Below are 15,179 nucleotides of genomic sequence, written 5' to 3' on the forward strand. Positions count from 1 at the left end.
CGCCTTCTCAGGGTTTGGCCGCCGCGATCACGGCCTTGGCTGCATCCAGCGCGCGCTGGGCGCGATCCTTATGGCCCATGGTCTTGGCAAGCTCGGCGGTCGGGACTTCGAGGCTGATGGTGATATCCGCCGGCATGGCACGCGCCAGCGACACGAGGTCGATGCCGCCCTCGCCCGGAAACATCCGCTCATGGCGGGCGGCATGGATCAGTTCGTCGTTCGTGGTGGGCCGCTCGGCCGGGCCGTCGCATAACTGCCAGTAATGCAGCCGGTGGACCGGCACGCGCGCAAGTTCGGCGGTTGAACTCCTCGACCGCTCGAAATGCAGCACATCGACCAGGATGCCGGCATTGGCCTGCCCCATCGGCGCGACGATGCTGTTGGCCGTCGCCAGATCCGGGACATAGGTCCAGGGCATGAATTCGAGATCGGCCGTCAGCCCATATGGGGCAGCGGCCTCGCAAAACCTCGCAAAGCTATCCCTGAACCGGGCAAGATCAGGATCGTAACCCGCGACCAGGATGTGCTTGGCGCCGAGCCGCGCACCGGTCTCGAAGAAGGCGGAGAAGCCGGCAATCCCGGTTTCGGGCCTGAGCGCGACCACTTCGAGGTCGGCTACCTTGATGCCGGTCGCGTCCAGCCGGGCCAGCGTTTCGTTCAGGCTCGCTTTGTCATCCAGCGGATAGGCAATGCCGCCGGGCATCGCGGGCAGCAGGCGAATCCCCACGGCGTCATAACCGCAGCTAGCTGCTATGTCGATCAGCGCAGGAGGCGCCAGATCGAGGACGGTCAGCGCGGCGAGCGAGAACGACGGCATTATTCAAAGTCTGCGATACGGGCGTCGAGTGCGAACATGCCCTGATAGACCTCCGGCTCACCGCCACTGAACAAGTCCGGCGCCATTTCAGTTGCTCGACGCAATGCGCCACCAAGCGCCGTCTCGTCAAGCGCCTCGATGATCAGGAGGCCGGCAAAGATGCCCTCATCCTTCCGCATGCCCTTCTCGACCGTCGGCACCGAGGTGCGGGCCAGATCGGTCACCCCGATCTGCACCGCGGCAATGCCGTCGAGCGCGACGAGGGCGTCGGCGAGTTGCCGGGGATTCTCCGGCAGACGTTCGATGCGCAGTGCGGCGATGGTCGATCCCTCGCCGCGACCCGCCCTGACAGCCAGGACGCCGCCGCCGCGAATGAAATTGCCGAGCCGGGGCATGGTGCGCTGCGACCACGGCGTCGGGGCGTTGAGCCGCGCCAGATAAGCCGGCCCGTCGAGCACCTCGGGGGCTTCCAGTTCGTAGAGAATGAAGAACCTGGCAATGTCAGTCCGTGCGGCGCGGAAAACGCGAACGCCCAAAAATCCCTTGGTCGTCACACGCTCGGTGGTGTGCTCCCGCGTCAACCAGTGCCGGTAGTCGGTGAGATGGTCGGGCTCGACATCGCTCCAGATTGCCAGAAAGCCTGCGCCGCGCATGCGCTATCTCCCCTTGAGGCCATGCAACGAGGCGGGAACGGCATCCGGCAGCTTGCCCAGCTTTTGAACGGCAGCCAGCATCGCCGCGATGTATCCGTAAGGACCAAGACCGCAGATCACGGCGGTGGACGCGCTCGACGTGATCGAATGCCGGTGCAATTCGTCCCGCGCATGAATATTGGAGATGTGAACCTCGAACTTCGGGCCCTCGAAGATCTTGAGCGCGTCGATCAGCGCGACCGACGTGAATGAATAGGCCGCCGGGTTCATGATCAGCGCATCGTAGTTTCCGTGCGCCGACTGGATCCAGTTGACCAGTTCGCCTTCGAGGTTGGACTGGTGAAACGAGACCGTGACGCCAAGGTATTTCGCCACCGCCTCGCAGCTTGCTTCAATTTCCTTCAGCGTCGTCGGGCCATAGATATGCGGCTCCCTGATCCCCAGGAAGTTCAGATTGGGCCCGTTCAGGATCATGATCTTGGTGGCCATCGTGGCTCCTTCTCTTTGTATGCGAACTAGCCGGCAAGCCACTTGGCCGGGACCGTCACCAATGCCGGGAACAGCACCAACAGAAACAGCACGATAAGCTGGGCGATCATAAACGGCCAGACGCCCTTGATGATATCTTCCATGCTGATCCTGGAGACGCCGCAAACGACGTTCAGCACGATACCGACCGGCGGCGTAATGAGGCCGATGGAATTGTTGATGATGAACATCACGCCGAAATAGACCGGGTCGATGCCGGCCGCCTTGACGATCGGCATCAGGATCGGCGTCAGGATCAGGATCGTCGGCGTCATATCGAGCGCCGTGCCGACGATGACCACGATGACCATGATCGCGAACATCAAAAGCGTCTTGTTGGCCATGAAGGGCTTCAGCAGGTCGACCACCTGGGCTGAAATCTCCGACACCGTGATCAGCCAGGAAGAGACCAGCGCCGCCGCCACCAGGAACATCACGATACTGGTGGTCAGGGCGGCGGAGACGAAGACGCCGTACAGCTGCGAGAATTTCAGCTCGCGATAAATGCAGGTGGTCACGAACAGCGAATAAACCGCGACAACAACGCCGGCCTCGGTCGGCGTAAAGATGCCGAAACGCAAGCCGACGATGATGATCGCCGGCAACATCAGCGCCCAGAAGCCGTCGATCACGGCGTGGGCAACTTCCTTGAACGATGCCCGCGGCGGCGGCGTCAGGTTTTCCTTGTGGACCACCCACCACCAGGCGACGCACAAGCCGGCACCAATCATCAGCCCCGGAAAGATACCGGCGAGAAACAGCTTGGAGATCGACACGCCGGCGGCGACGCCGAAGATGACGAAGCCGATGCTGGGAGGAATGACCGGACCGATCACGCCGCTCGCAGCCACAAGTCCTGCCGCGTAGATCTTCTTGTGTCCGGCCGCCACCATCATCGGCACCAGCACGGCTGCGAGCGCGGCGGCATCGGCCGCGGCCGATCCCGATAGCGATGAGAGGATACAGGCCGCGAGGATCGTCACATAGCCAAGGCCGCCGCGGAAATGTCCGACCGCAACGAGGGCGACATTGACGATGCGCCTGGCCAGCCCTCCCTTGTTCATGATCTCGCCGGCGAGCATGAAGAAGGGAATGGCCATCAGCGGGAAACTGTCGGCGCCATTGATGATGTTCTGCGCCACGATCTGGGAATCGAACATGTTGATCGTGCTCATCAGCGCGACCCCGCAGATGAGTAGCGCAAAGGCGATCGGCATGCCGAGCGCCATGGCGCCGAGCAACGAGAAGGTGAAGACCGCGATGGTCATGTGCGGCGCCCCCGCGATGCCATCAAATGTCCTCCTCCTTGACAGCGACCAGCTCGGATTCGCTGGCCTGGCCGGAGACGACGCGGAACAAATCATAGAGCAGCATGATTCCGACCGAGACGCCGAAGATCACGCCGACGAAATAGAAGATGCCGAGCGACAGACCGGTCGCCGGCGCGCGATCATCGATGTTGATGATGGTCTGGCGCCAGCTACCCGCCAGCAGCAGCCAGTCGGCATACAGCATCAGGCAGTAGCTGATGACGAAGCAGATGCGTTTTCCCAGGGGTCCCAGCATCCGCACCAGCGTATCGACGCCCAGATGCGAATGCTCGCGCACGGCGACGATGGCGCCCAGAAACGTCAGCCAGACCAGCATCCAGCGCGACAGTTCCTCCGAAATCGTGATGCCGGAATTGAAACCGTAGCGCAGCACGACATTGCCGAACACCAGCACCACCATGACCGCGAGGCACAGCGCGATCACGCCCTTGAGCAACGCGCAATAGAGGTCGAGTATCCGTCCCATCGGCGCCGTCTGGAGCTGGAGTTCGTGCAGGGCCGCTGGATACCGGCCCTGCTTCGCCGATATCAGCGGCGCGTCACTTGACCTCTTTGCGGACGCGATCAAGCTCCGCGTTGAACAGCTTGACCGTATCAGGCTTGAGGGCCGCAGAAATCTTGTCGACCACCGGCTGGACGGCTTTGCGCATGCGCTCCAGCTCTTCCGGCGCCACCGCGTTGTACGTCATGCCCTTGGCCTGCAATTCGGAGAGCGCCTTCTCGGTCTGCAGCCGCGTCTGCTCCTTCTGGTAGGCGCGGCTTTCGTTGTAGGCTTCCTGCATCATCTTCTGTTCGGCCGGCGACAGCTTGTCCCAGAAAATCTTGCTGACGATGATGATGTTCTCGGTGAAGGTATGGCCGGTGGCGGAGACGTATTTCTGGACCTCAAAGAACTTGTTGGACAGGATCACGGTGTAGGGATTTTCCTGGCCATCGACCGTGCGCGTTTCCAGCGCCGAGTAGAGCTCACCGAACGCCATCGGGATCGGGTTGGCCTTGAAGGCGCTGAAGGACTCCAGATAGACCGGGTTGGGGATCACGCGCAGCTTGAGGCCGGCGAAATCTTCCAGCTTGGCGATCGGATGCTTGCTGTTGGTGACGTTGCGGAAGCCGAGCCCCCAATAACCGAGCCCGACCAGTCCGCGCTGCGGCAGCGCGTCGATCATCGCCTTGCCGAATGCGCCCTGGACCAGCGCATCGGCCTGGTCGGTGGTGTTGACGATGAACGGGAAGTCGAGCAGGCCGAATTCGGGAATGACGGTCGCGAGCGAGGTCGTGGACGCCGACAGCATCTCCTGCGTACCACCGCGCAGCGCCGATTGCTGCTGCAACTCGTTGCCGAGCTGGGATGAAGCGAACTCGCGGACTTTCAGCTTGCCGCCGCTCTTGGCGAGCAGGATTTCCGCGAATTTTTGCACGCCGAAGCTGACAGGGTGATCGGTGTTGTTGAGGTGTCCCCAGCGGATGGTCCGCTCCTGGACCTCCTGCGCGGATGCGGTGCCGATCAAAAGCGCCCCGCCGAACACGGCTGCGGACAGAACTGCAAACAGCTTCATCTCATCCTCCCCTGGCAAATCCGGTGCCCAGCCGCAGCTTGTTGCTGCGATTTTTGGTGTCTGGCCGGTCCTTTTCGGTGGAAACCATATAACGAAATGATTGTCAAATGATAGTTATGGAAATATATGATGTTATGTAATTCACCATGTGATCGTAGTTTGCGGCAAGGGGCCGCCATTCGCGGCTATGCTCGCCGGCGAGTCGCGTCAGCCTTTGCAGGCCCAAAAAGCGGGATAGACATTGACGATCATGGAGCAGCAGCAGACCCCGATGTCGGCCGGCGACAGCGGCTATCACCGCATTCGCTCCGACATCATCTTCGGCGTGCTCAACCCGTCGGGACGGCTCAAGCTCGACTCGATGAAGGAGGATTACGGCCTCAGCGTTTCGACGCTGCGCGAGATTCTCAACCGGCTGGCTTCGGAAGGCTTTGTGGTTGCCGAAGGCCAGCGCGGATTCGAGGTAGCTCCCGTCTCGATCCAGAATTTGCGCGAGCTGGCGCAGCTGCGAATCCTGCTCGAACATCACGCGATGACCGAATCGTTCCGGGCCGGCGACATGGAATGGGAAGGCCGCGTGGTGTCGGCCCATCACAAGCTGGCGGCGACCGAGCGCGCGATCCTCACCGCGGGCGACGATCCCGAACTGCGCAAGCGCTATGACGGTGAATTCCACCAGGCCCTGATCTCGAGCTGCGGCTCGCGGGAGTTGATGCAGACTCACTCGGTCGTGTTCGACAAGTACTTCCGCTACGCCCTGCAATACCGCGGCAGCGCCACCATAGCGCAGCACCAGGCGCTGCTCGATTGCGCGCTGAAGCGCGATGTCGAGGGCGCAAAATCGATCCTGACCGATCATATCAACAGCTGCGTGGCACATGCGCTCGCGATCGGGACGCTGAAATGAGCCGTTCGGTCGAGTTGTTGTGACCGGCCGCCAAACAGATAACCGCCGGTGGGATGCCGAGATCGATCTATTGGTGATCGGCGCAGGTGCGGCGGGCATGACGGCAGCATTGGTCGGCGCGCTCGAAGGCCTCAAGGTTATCATCTGCGAAAAGTCCGGCATGGTCGGCGGCACCACCGCGACTTCGGCCGGAACGGTCTGGATACCCGGCAGCCGGCAGAGCGAGGCGGCCGGTGTGCCCGACAGCATCGAGGCCGCGAGAACGTACCTTGCGGCGATATTGGGCGATGACGCCAACGATGCGCGGCTCGCCGCCTTCCTCGCGACCGGGCCCGCGATGCTCGATTATCTCCAGCAAAGAACCAGCGTGGCGTTTGCGCCGCCACCGGTTCATCCCGACTATCACGCCCAGCCCGGCGCCGCGCTTGGCGGCCGGGCGCTCGGCGTCATGCCGTTCGACGGACGAAAACTCGGCGATGACTTTGCGCGGGTGCGGCCACCGCGCCGTGAATTCATGGTGCTCGGCGGCATGATGGTCGGCAAGACGGATATTCCGTCCTTGCTGCACCCGTTTCGCTCCTGGGCTAATTTTTCGAACGCGACGCGCCTGCTGACGCGGCAGGCGCTGGATCGGATCAGGCATCCGCGCGGCACCCGCCTGATCATGGGCAACGCGCTGGTGGCGCGGCTGCTCTACAGTTTAAAGCAACAGGCCATCGACATCCGTTACCAGACGCAGCTCAGCGAGCTGATCGAGGACGACGAGAGAATCGTCGGCGCGGTGTTCACGACAAACGATCGCGAGATCAGCATTCGCGCGCGACGGGGCGTCGTGCTGGCGGCCGGCGGCATTGGCTGGAGCAGCGAGTTGCGCAACCGGCTGTTTCCGGACGACACCCAGCGCTATTCGATGTCGCCGGACAGCAACACCGGCGACGGCATTCTCGCCGGCGAACGCGCGCATGGCGAGATTGCGCAGGACATCAGGAGCCCGGCATTGTGGATGCCGAGCTCGGTGATGCGGCAAGACGACGGCCACCTCTCGGTGTTTCCCCACATCATGCTCGATCGCGCCAAGCCCGGGCTGATGGCGGTCAACAGGTCAGGCGTGCGCTTCGTCAACGAAGCCAATTCGTATCATGACTTCGTCGAGGGCATGCTGCGGGCGCATCAAACAGTGCCGAGCATCCCGTCCTATTTGATCTGCGACCGGAGTTTCGTCGGGGATTACGGCCTTGGCCTGATCCATCCCGGGACCCGCGACCTCACGCGCTTCCTGAAGTCGGGCTATCTGTTCCAGGGCGACAGCATCGCGAAACTGGCGCAGGCCATCGGCGTTGATGGCGGCGCTCTGGCCGGCACCATCGAACGGTACAATCGCTTTGCCGAGACCGGTGTCGACGAGGATTTCGGCCGCGGCACCAGCGACCTCAACCGTTTCAACGGTGATCCCACGAACAAGCCAAATCCCTGCCTGCGCAAGATCGGCCCCGGTCCGTATTTCGCAGTCGCAGTCTGGCCTTCCGACCTCGCCAGCAGCGCGGGATTGCGCACGGACAGCAACGGCCGGGTGCTGACGTCTACAGGACAGCCGATTGCCGGCCTCTATGCCGCCGGCGCCGACGCCGCCTCGATTTTTCGCGGCACCTATCCCGGTCCGGGAACCATGATCGGCCCGGCCATGGTGTTTGCATGGCGCGCGGCGATGGATATCGCGGGCAAGTCGAACGAGCTGGGTGTTACTTGATCGGCGGCCGCGGTAGCACGGCCTCACCTGCTTCCATCCGGTAGACATAGTCGAGCGAATACCAGGGCGAGCCGACATCGGTTGCAGTCGGATGCGCCTCGTCATGCCGCACGAATTCGCCGATCAGCGCCTTGGTCACGCCGAACTGCACGTCGCTGTCGATATGCGGATCGGCGGGATCATAGACCTGGGAAATCAAAACCTTGAATCCTGGCTTGAAGATCAGCGCGTGCAGATGCGCCGGCCGGTAGGGATGCCGGTCCTGCGCCTTCAAGAGCCGTCCGACCACGCCATTGGTCGGGATGGGATAGCCGACCATCATCACCGAGCGAAACGCAAAGCGCCCGTCGGCGTCTGACGTGAACTTGCCGCGCAAATTCATCTCGGCCTGTTCAGGATCCTGGTTCTCGTACAAACCGACCGGCGAAGCATGCCAGATATCCACCTCGGCGTCCGCAATCGGATGGCCGGCGGGATCGACGACGCGGGCGGTGACGAACAGCGCCGCGCCCGGCGTGTCGGACCGGACGATCGAGCCGCCGTTTGCAATGCGCGGAGAATTCAGCCGCCAGAACGGCCCGAGCAGCGATTGCGCCGTCTCGGTGTTGCCCTGATCGCCATTGTTGAGCAGGCACACCAGCGAGGAAACGCCGAGCGAGCCGGCTATCAGCACGACTTCATTGTGGGTGTCGGTCGATTGCTTGCCCAGTTCGGCAAGGACGGCGGTGGCTTCGCGGAATTCGGCTTCGGTCAGCCTGACGTCACGGACAAAGCCGTGCAGATGCTTGACCAGCGACACCATGATCTCGCGCAGCCGCGGATCGGAGGTCCGCTCCATCACGGCAGACGCTGCAACCGTGACATCCTGCTCGCGCCCGATGATCATTCCGCGCTCCTTGCGGCCGCGACGGCGCCGCGCTTAGACGTCGAAGAACACGGTCTCGTCATCGCCCTGCAAATGGACGTCGAACCGATAGACTGCGCCGGGATTGCAATTCGCACGCTGGGCGATCAGCGTGGCGCGGCGGTCGATCGGCACCAGCGCCAGCACGGGATCGGCGGCATTGGCAGCCTCGCCGTCGAAATAGATCCGCGTGTAGAGATGCAGCAGCATGCCGCGCGCGAACACCGCGAGCACGAGATGCGGCGCCTGCGGCTTGCCATCGGGATCGGGCACCGTGCCCGGCTTGATGGTGTCGAAGGCATAGCCGCCGTCGGCATCGGTGCCGCAGCGGCCGAATCCCTTGAAGGATGAGTTGGGCAGCGCCCGCTTGTCCTGCGGGTCGGAGAAGCGGCCTTGCGCATCGGCCTGCCAGATCTCCAGCATGCAATCCACCATCGGCTTGCCGTCACCGTCGAACACGCGGCCCTCGACGCGGACGCGCTCGCCCGACGTATCCGCCGTCACGAGATTGCTGGAGAAGGCGTCGTTCCAGTCATACTTGCCGTTCGATGTCAGGCCATACGCGAAATACGGGCCGACGGTCTGTGACGGGGTAACGCCTTCCGGCTTGCTCTGGGCCTTGGACACTTACTTGGTCTCCATCGGCGTGGCGTTGCGCCCGCGCAGTACAATGTTGAAGCGGTAGCACAGCGCCCAATCCGGCTTGGTGTTCTCAAGATCGAAATCGGACACCATCCGGTTACGCGCCTTCTCGTCGGTCACCGAATTGAAGATCGGATCGAACGGGAATAGCGGATCGCCGGGGAAATACATCTGCGTCACCAGCCGCGAGACGAAGGAATGCCCGAATACCGAGAAATGGATATGGGCCGGGCGCCAGGCGTTGTGATGGTTGCCCCAGGGATAGGCGCCGGGCTTGATGGTGACGAAGCGGTAATAGCCTTCGCTATCCGACTGCGTGCGGCCCGCGCCGGTGAAATTCGGATCGAGCGGCGCCGGATGCTGATCGACGACGTGGACATAGCGGCCGCAGGCATTGGCCTGCCACAGTTCAACCAGCGTGTTGGGCACGCCGCGGCCGTCTTCATCGAGCACGTGGCCGTGCACGATGATGCGTTCGCCGAGCGGCTCGCCCTTGCCCTGGAGCGTGAGGTCGTTGTCGTTTTCGCGCACCGTCTCGTGGCCGTAGACCGGGCCGGTCAATTCCGACAGCGTATGCCGCATCGGGATCAGCGGCTTGGTGGGCGAGCGCTTCACCGTGCTCTTGTAACCGGGTGACAGCCGCGGCGGATGCGCCGTCAAGCTTTGCAGCGGATAGGATAATGTCATGACTTCCTCTCTGGCATCGCGATCGCAGGCTGCGCCACCGGATCATTATATGACATAACTAATTTGGGGAAGGGTCGTTTTTGACCCTCCCAAATCATTGTCCTAGTTCAACTTTTCGATCGCCATCGCGACGCCTTGGCCGACGCCGACGCACATAGTTGCCAAGGCAAGCTTGCCGCCGCGCTTCTCCATGCCGTGCACCGCCGTCATGGCCAGTCGCGCGCCGCTCATGCCGAGGGGGTGACCGAGCGCGATCGCGCCGCCATGCGGGTTGACGAAGTCGGCATCGTCCTTGACGCCGAGTTGCCTGAGAACGGCGATGCCCTGCGAGGCGAAGGCTTCATTGAGTTCGATCAGATCGAAATCGCTGATCTTGATGCCGAGCCGCTCCATCAGCTTCCTGGTCGCCGGCACCGGGCCGATGCCCATGATGCGCGGCGGTACCGCGGCCGAAGCCAGCCCAAGGATGCGCGCCCGCGGCGTCAGGCCGTGCTTCTTCACGGCAGCTTCCGAGGCGAGGATCATCGCGGCCGCGCCGTCATTGACGCCGGACGCATTGCCCGCCGTCACCGTGCCGGGATTGCGCACGATCGGCTTCAGTTTGGTGAGGCCTTCGAGCGTGGTTTCGGGACGCGGATGTTCATCCTTGTCGACGACGATCGGACCCGCCTTGCCGCCGGGCACCGACACCGGGGTGATTTCTTCGGCGAAATAGCCGGCGGCGATCGCAGCGCCCGCACGCTGCTGCGAGCGGATTGCCATCGCGTCCTGATCGGCGCGCGACACCTGGAATTCCTCGGCGACGTTCTCGCCGGTCTCCGGCATCGCATCGACGCCGTATTGCGCCTTCATCAAGGGATTGATGAAGCGCCAGCCGATCGTGGTGTCGAAAATATCGGCCGAGCGCGAAAACGCTTCCGGCGCCTTGCCCATCACGAACGGCGCGCGGGTCATCGATTCCACGCCGCCGGCAATGGCGAAATCGATCTCGCCTGCGCGGATCGCGCGGCCGCCGGCGCCGACCGCATCGAGGCCCGATGCACAAAGACGGTTGAGGGTCTGGCCGGGAACCGAGTCCGGCATGCCCGCGAGCAGCAGCGCCATGCGCGCGACATTGCGGTTGTCCTCGCCGGCCTGGTTTGCGCAGCCGAAAAACACCTCGTCGACCGCTTTCCAGTCGAGATTGGGATGCTTCGCCATCAGGGCCTTGATGGGGGCGGCGGCCAGATCGTCAGCACGCACCTTGGCAAGCGAACCGCCAAAACGGCCGATCGGGGTCCGTACGGCATCGCAAATGAACACATCACGCATTGAATCTCTCCCTGAATGCCGCGTTTGGGCCGTTGACCCCACTGAATTGATGGCGAGTTTTAGGAGCGACGCTGCGAGAGGTCAATTGACACTCGTCGTCCCGGCGAACTCAGATGCGCAATTGCGCATCGGGGGACCCATACTCTGCGGCGGAAATTGTTGGAAAATGGCGTCTGCCACCATTGTCCCACCGAGAGACCGCGGCGTATGGGTCCCGGCTCAAGGCCGGGACGACGGGGGAAAACGTGGATTCTCGGGGCAAAGCAATAGGATCAGACGCCGGAATTTTGTAGTTTCCGCCCCGCAATGACGATCCAGCAAAACATCTCCGCACCCCCGCCCCCCGAGGCAACACCGGCGACCGACGCGACAGCGCGCGTTACGCCGATGATGGAACAATACCTTGAGATCAAGGCCGGCCATCCCGGGTTGCTGCTGTTCTACCGGATGGGCGATTTCTATGAGCTGTTCTTCGAGGACGCCGAGATCGCCTCCAGGACGCTCGGCATCGTGCTGACAAAACGCGGCAAGCATCAGGGCATGGATATCCCGATGTGCGGCGTGCCGGTGGAGCGCTCCGAGGATTATCTGCATCGCCTGATCAATGCCGGTCATCGCGTCGCGGTGTGCGAGCAGACCGAGAATCCCGCCGCCGCACGCGCGCGCGGCAACAAGAGCGTGGTGAGCCGCGGCGTGGTGCGGCTCGTCACACCGGGCACGCTGACCGAAGACACCCTGCTCGACGCAAAGACCAATAATTACCTGCTGGCGATCGCGCGGGCGCGGGGATCAAGCGGCGGCGACCGCATTGGCCTTGCCTGGATCGATATCTCGACCTCCGAATTCATGGTCACGGAATGCTCGACCGCCGAGGTCGCAGCCACCTTGGCGCGAATCAATCCGAATGAAGTCATCGTCACCGACGCGCTCTACGGCGATGCTGATCTCGGCGCCCTGCTGCGCGAACTGCCGGCGGTGACGCCGCTGACCCGCGACGTGTTCGACGGCGCCACCGCGGAACGGCGGCTGTGCGATTATTTCGCGGTCGCCACCATGGACGGCCTTTCCGCCATGTCGCGGCTGGAAGCGACCGCGGCGGCCGCCGCCGTGACCTATATCGACCGTACGCAAGTTGGAAAGCGTCCGCCGCTGTCGCCGCCGTCGCGCGAGGCCGCCGGCACCACGATGGCGATCGATCCGGCGACCCGCGCCAATCTCGAATTGACCCGCACGCTGGCCGGTGAGCGACGCGGCTCGCTGCTCGATGCGATCGACTGCACGGTCACCGCGGCCGGATCTCGGCTATTGGCGCAGCGCCTCGCCGCCCCGCTGACCGACAGCGCTGCGATCGCGCGGCGGCTGGATGCCATTGCCACTTTCGTCGCCGACAGTTTTGCGCGTGACGATATCCGCACCACCTTGCGCGCCGCACCCGACATGTCGCGCGCGCTGGCGCGGCTGTCAGTCGGTCGCGGCGGCCCGCGGGATCTTGCAGGCCTCCGCGACGGCATCCTCGCCGCCGATTCTGCGCTGGCGCGGCTGTCACAACTGGATGCGCCGCCGCCGGAGATCGCTTCCGTAATGGAGGCGCTGCGCCGTCCCTCGCGCGATCTTGCGCGTGAATTCGAACGGGCGCTCGCCGAGCAATTGCCGCTGATCAAACGTGACGGCGGCTTCGTCCGCGAAGGCTATGAGCCCGCGCTCGACGAGAGCCGCAATCTGCGCGATGCCTCGCGTCTCGTCGTGGCCGCGATGCAGGCCCGCTATGCCGACGACACCGGCATCAAGGGCCTCAAAATCCGACACAACAATGTGCTGGGCTATTTCGTCGAGGTGACGGCGCAGCACGGCGACAAGCTGATGACCGCGCCCTTGAACGCGACCTTCATCCATCGCCAGACGCTGGCGGGCCAGGTGCGCTTCACCACCTCCGAGCTCGGCGAGATCGAAGCCAAGATCGCCAATGCCGGCGACCGCGCACTCGGACTGGAGCTAGAAATCTTCGAGCGGCTGTCGGTCATCGCGCTTGCGGCCAGCGACGATTTGCGCGCCGCGGCGCACGCCTTCGCGCTGCTCGATGTCGCAACCGCGCTGGCAAAACTTGCGGTCGACGACAATTACGTGCGGCCCGAGGTCGATGGCTCGCTCGGTTTTGCCGTCGAGGGCGGCCGCCATCCCGTGGTCGAAGCCGCGCTGAAGCGCGACGGCCAGCCGTTCATCGCCAATGCCTGCGATCTTTCGCCCGGGCCGGGCCAAAAATCCGGCCAGATCTGGCTGATTACCGGCCCGAACATGGCGGGTAAATCGACCTTCCTGCGCCAGAACGCGCTGATCGCGCTGCTGGCGCAGATCGGCAGCTACGTGCCGGCCTCGCGGGCGCGGATCGGCGTCGTCGACCGGTTGTTCTCGCGCGTCGGCGCCGCCGACGACCTCGCACGCGGGCGTTCGACCTTCATGGTGGAAATGGTCGAGACCGCCGTGATTTTGAATCAGGCCAGCGAGCGCTCGCTTGTGATCCTCGACGAAATCGGCCGCGGCACCGCGACCTTCGACGGCCTGTCGATCGCATGGGCCGCGATCGAGCACCTGCACGAAAGCAACCGCTGCCGCGCGCTGTTCGCGACTCATTATCACGAGCTGACCGCGCTCTCGGCCAAGCTGCCGCGGATGTTCAACGCTACGGTGCGCGTCAAGGAATGGCAGGGCGACGTCGTCTTCCTGCACGAGGTGCTGCCCGGTTCGGCCGATCGCTCCTACGGCATCCAGGTCGCGAAACTCGCCGGCCTGCCGCCGGCCGTGATCGCGCGCGCCAAATCGGTGCTGGCAAAACTCGAGGCGCAGGACCGCGGCCAGACCGCGCGCGCCTTGGCCGACGATCTCCCGCTGTTCGCGGTGCCCTCGCGCGCGGCTGCCGAACCCGCACCGCCGAGCGAGGCCGAGCAATTGCTCGCCGCGGTGAAGGCGCTGCATCCGGATGAGATGTCACCGCGCGAAGCGCTGGATGCGCTCTATCGGCTCACGACGCTGGCGAAAGAACGCAAGGCTTGAGGCGCGCCGCGAAAGCATTCGCATGGATTGCGCTGGTGTACGGCGCGCCGCCCGTGCTGCTGTTGATCTCCGGGCTGTTTGAAGGCGGCTGGCGGATAATCGTGTTTCTCGGATTGATCGCGCTGCCGCTGTTGCCGCTGCTCCTGTTGCAGTATTCACGGAGTTGGCGGACGCCGCCGCCGAGCGTGCCGCTGGCGGTGGCATTTGTCTCGCTGGCGGCGACAACGCTGCTGTATTTGCGCCTGTTCGGCGTCATTCAATGGCGATTGCCCTGGGGCGCAGCGGGCTAGCGGCCCAATTCGGCGAACGGCTGGATCAACTTCAGCGTGGCGGCGAGGCGGATGCTGCGCTTGCCGGCCAACGCGGTTGCCCCCATTTCAGCACCGTTGGCGTCGCAGCGGCCTGAGAAACCGATGCCGACTTCATAACCGCCGAACAGCGGATGCTCGGCCTTCGCCGGGGTATGTTCCTGATTGACGAACTCGCCCTTCCAGCTGCCGTTCGCCGAACTATAGGCCCCGAGATAATAGAAAAATGCGTCGCCGCCGAGAATGCGACCGTCATGCAGCAGCATCACCCCGGTATGCCCGCCGGCCAGGCCGTCCAGCATCCGGATGTCGATCGAGTAGAGTCCGCTGACGATGCCGCCGTCGCCGACCATACCGGGCGGCGGAACGTCGTCATTGCTGAGCGGCGTCATGAGCGCGCGAAACACCGAGCCGGCGTCCTCCACCACTTCACCCGCGAAGCGATAGGCCTGGCCCTCTGCCCTGCCGCGTATACTGAGCGTGACCTGGTCGGAACTGACGAGCGATCTGGGGCGGGGCGACGGGCTGTGGCGGCGGGTCCTGAGCCTGGCGACGATTTCGCCGTCCACGATCTGGTAGCTGCCGAAATGGGCGAATGCCGTATTGCCGCCAAGCATCGTTCCGGCATTGGCGTACAGCACGCTGCGGCCGGAGCCCTCATTGATGTCGTATTCGACCTTGTACAATCCCTCCACCGCACGCCCCAGTTCTGCTCTGCCGCCAACTTAGCGGGTCTGCCG

The 15,179-nt window shown here is 63.7% G+C and carries 15 protein-coding genes; 4 read left to right on the forward strand and 11 right to left on the reverse strand.

The annotated features are described in order from the left end of the window. Positions 1-7 precede the first annotated feature (7 nt). The 6 genes from JQ629_RS28755 to JQ629_RS28780 all read right to left on the reverse strand — a co-directional run bounded on the left by JQ629_RS28755 (position 8) and on the right by JQ629_RS28780 (position 4,885). A complete protein-coding gene (locus JQ629_RS28755) occupies positions 8-817 on the reverse strand; it encodes a sugar phosphate isomerase/epimerase family protein (protein ID WP_212415478.1) in 810 nt (269 codons plus the stop codon). Continuing rightward, positions 817-1,470: a hypothetical protein gene (locus tag JQ629_RS28760; RefSeq protein WP_212415479.1), complete on the reverse strand. Its 654-nt coding sequence runs from the start codon at positions 1,468-1,470 to the stop codon at positions 817-819. The genes JQ629_RS28755 and JQ629_RS28760 overlap by 1 nt, the downstream gene beginning before the upstream one ends. Positions 1,471-1,473: 3 nt before the next feature. After that, the gene (locus tag JQ629_RS28765; RefSeq protein WP_212415480.1) at positions 1,474-1,959 is read right to left on the reverse strand and encodes a type II 3-dehydroquinate dehydratase; all 486 of its coding nucleotides are present in this window, start codon (positions 1,957-1,959) and stop codon (positions 1,474-1,476) included. Positions 1,960-1,985: 26 nt separating this feature from the next. Then, positions 1,986-3,266 carry a TRAP transporter large permease subunit gene (locus JQ629_RS28770; protein WP_212415481.1) on the reverse strand — a complete coding sequence of 427 codons (1,281 nt, stop codon included), beginning with the start codon at positions 3,264-3,266 and terminating at the stop codon, positions 1,986-1,988. A 22-nt stretch (positions 3,267-3,288) separates the two neighbouring features. Further along, positions 3,289-3,795, reverse strand: a complete 507-nt coding sequence (locus tag JQ629_RS28775; protein WP_212035857.1) for a TRAP transporter small permease — start codon at positions 3,793-3,795, stop codon at positions 3,289-3,291. A 73-nt stretch (positions 3,796-3,868) separates the two neighbouring features. Beyond that, entirely contained in the window at positions 3,869-4,885 is a 1,017-nt protein-coding gene (locus tag JQ629_RS28780) for a TRAP transporter substrate-binding protein (RefSeq protein WP_212415482.1), read from the reverse strand. Positions 4,886-5,135: 250 nt separating this feature from the next. Between JQ629_RS28780 and JQ629_RS28785 the strand changes: the two genes are divergently transcribed. Both JQ629_RS28785 and JQ629_RS28790 read left to right on the forward strand, forming a co-directional pair. Next, positions 5,136-5,792, forward strand: coding sequence for a GntR family transcriptional regulator (locus JQ629_RS28785; RefSeq protein WP_249135342.1), 657 nt, complete (start codon positions 5,136-5,138; stop codon positions 5,790-5,792). A gap of 19 nt (positions 5,793-5,811) precedes the next feature. Next, positions 5,812-7,539 (forward strand): FAD-dependent oxidoreductase, encoded by a 1,728-nt coding sequence (locus JQ629_RS28790; RefSeq protein ID WP_349631336.1) that lies wholly within the window; start codon positions 5,812-5,814, stop codon positions 7,537-7,539. Here the strand turns inward: JQ629_RS28790 and JQ629_RS28795 are convergent. The 4 genes from JQ629_RS28795 to pcaF all read right to left on the reverse strand — a co-directional run bounded on the left by JQ629_RS28795 (position 7,532) and on the right by pcaF (position 11,083). Continuing rightward, positions 7,532-8,425 (reverse strand): dioxygenase family protein, encoded by an 894-nt coding sequence (locus JQ629_RS28795; RefSeq protein WP_212415483.1) that lies wholly within the window; start codon positions 8,423-8,425, stop codon positions 7,532-7,534. The genes JQ629_RS28790 and JQ629_RS28795 overlap by 8 nt on opposite strands. Positions 8,426-8,458: 33 nt before the next feature. Then, on the reverse strand, positions 8,459-9,070 hold the full coding sequence (gene pcaG, locus JQ629_RS28800) for a protocatechuate 3,4-dioxygenase subunit alpha (protein WP_212415484.1): 612 nt from the start codon (positions 9,068-9,070) through the stop codon (positions 8,459-8,461). After that, the gene (pcaH, locus tag JQ629_RS28805) at positions 9,071-9,772 is read right to left on the reverse strand and encodes a protocatechuate 3,4-dioxygenase subunit beta (protein WP_212415485.1); all 702 of its coding nucleotides are present in this window, start codon (positions 9,770-9,772) and stop codon (positions 9,071-9,073) included. A 102-nt stretch (positions 9,773-9,874) separates the two neighbouring features. After that, the gene (gene pcaF / locus JQ629_RS28810; protein WP_212415486.1) at positions 9,875-11,083 is read right to left on the reverse strand and encodes a 3-oxoadipyl-CoA thiolase; all 1,209 of its coding nucleotides are present in this window, start codon (positions 11,081-11,083) and stop codon (positions 9,875-9,877) included. 306 nt (positions 11,084-11,389) lie between these two features. Between pcaF and mutS the strand changes: the two genes are divergently transcribed. Both mutS and JQ629_RS28820 read left to right on the forward strand, forming a co-directional pair. Then, positions 11,390-14,131: a DNA mismatch repair protein MutS gene (mutS, locus tag JQ629_RS28815; protein ID WP_212415487.1), complete on the forward strand. Its 2,742-nt coding sequence runs from the start codon at positions 11,390-11,392 to the stop codon at positions 14,129-14,131. Further along, positions 14,128-14,421: a hypothetical protein gene (locus JQ629_RS28820; RefSeq protein ID WP_212415488.1), complete on the forward strand. Its 294-nt coding sequence runs from the start codon at positions 14,128-14,130 to the stop codon at positions 14,419-14,421. Before mutS ends, JQ629_RS28820 begins: the two co-directional genes overlap by 4 nt. Here JQ629_RS28820 and JQ629_RS28825 read toward each other — a convergent pair. Beyond that, a complete protein-coding gene (locus tag JQ629_RS28825) occupies positions 14,418-15,134 on the reverse strand; it encodes a GrlR family regulatory protein (RefSeq protein WP_212415489.1) in 717 nt (238 codons plus the stop codon). The two genes, JQ629_RS28820 and JQ629_RS28825, sit on opposite strands and share 4 nt — an antisense overlap. Between the last annotated feature and the right edge of the window lie 45 nt (positions 15,135-15,179).

The sequence above is a fragment of the Bradyrhizobium sp. AUGA SZCCT0222 genome, assembly GCF_018130205.1.
GTDB lineage: Bacteria > Pseudomonadota > Alphaproteobacteria > Rhizobiales > Xanthobacteraceae > Bradyrhizobium.

Excerpts from the sequence above, each read along its gene's own strand:
- JQ629_RS28755 (WP_212415478.1), bottom strand. The coding sequence starts at position 817 with ATGCCGTCGTTCTCGCTCGCCGCGCTGACCGTCCTCGATCTGGCGCCT.
- JQ629_RS28760 (WP_212415479.1), bottom strand. The coding sequence starts at position 1,470 with ATGCGCGGCGCAGGCTTTCTGGCAATCTGGAGCGATGTCGAGCCCGAC.
- JQ629_RS28765 (WP_212415480.1), bottom strand. The coding sequence starts at position 1,959 with ATGGCCACCAAGATCATGATCCTGAACGGGCCCAATCTGAACTTCCTG.
- JQ629_RS28770 (WP_212415481.1), bottom strand. The coding sequence starts at position 3,266 with ATGACCATCGCGGTCTTCACCTTCTCGTTGCTCGGCGCCATGGCGCTC.
- JQ629_RS28775 (WP_212035857.1), bottom strand. The coding sequence starts at position 3,795 with ATGGGACGGATACTCGACCTCTATTGCGCGTTGCTCAAGGGCGTGATC.
- JQ629_RS28780 (WP_212415482.1), bottom strand. The coding sequence starts at position 4,885 with ATGAAGCTGTTTGCAGTTCTGTCCGCAGCCGTGTTCGGCGGGGCGCTT.
- JQ629_RS28785 (WP_249135342.1), top strand. The coding sequence starts at position 5,136 with ATGGAGCAGCAGCAGACCCCGATGTCGGCCGGCGACAGCGGCTATCAC.
- JQ629_RS28795 (WP_212415483.1), bottom strand. The coding sequence starts at position 8,425 with ATGATCATCGGGCGCGAGCAGGATGTCACGGTTGCAGCGTCTGCCGTG.
- pcaH (WP_212415485.1), bottom strand. The coding sequence starts at position 9,772 with ATGACATTATCCTATCCGCTGCAAAGCTTGACGGCGCATCCGCCGCGG.
- pcaF (WP_212415486.1), bottom strand. The coding sequence starts at position 11,083 with ATGCGTGATGTGTTCATTTGCGATGCCGTACGGACCCCGATCGGCCGT.
- mutS (WP_212415487.1), top strand. The coding sequence starts at position 11,390 with ATGACGATCCAGCAAAACATCTCCGCACCCCCGCCCCCCGAGGCAACA.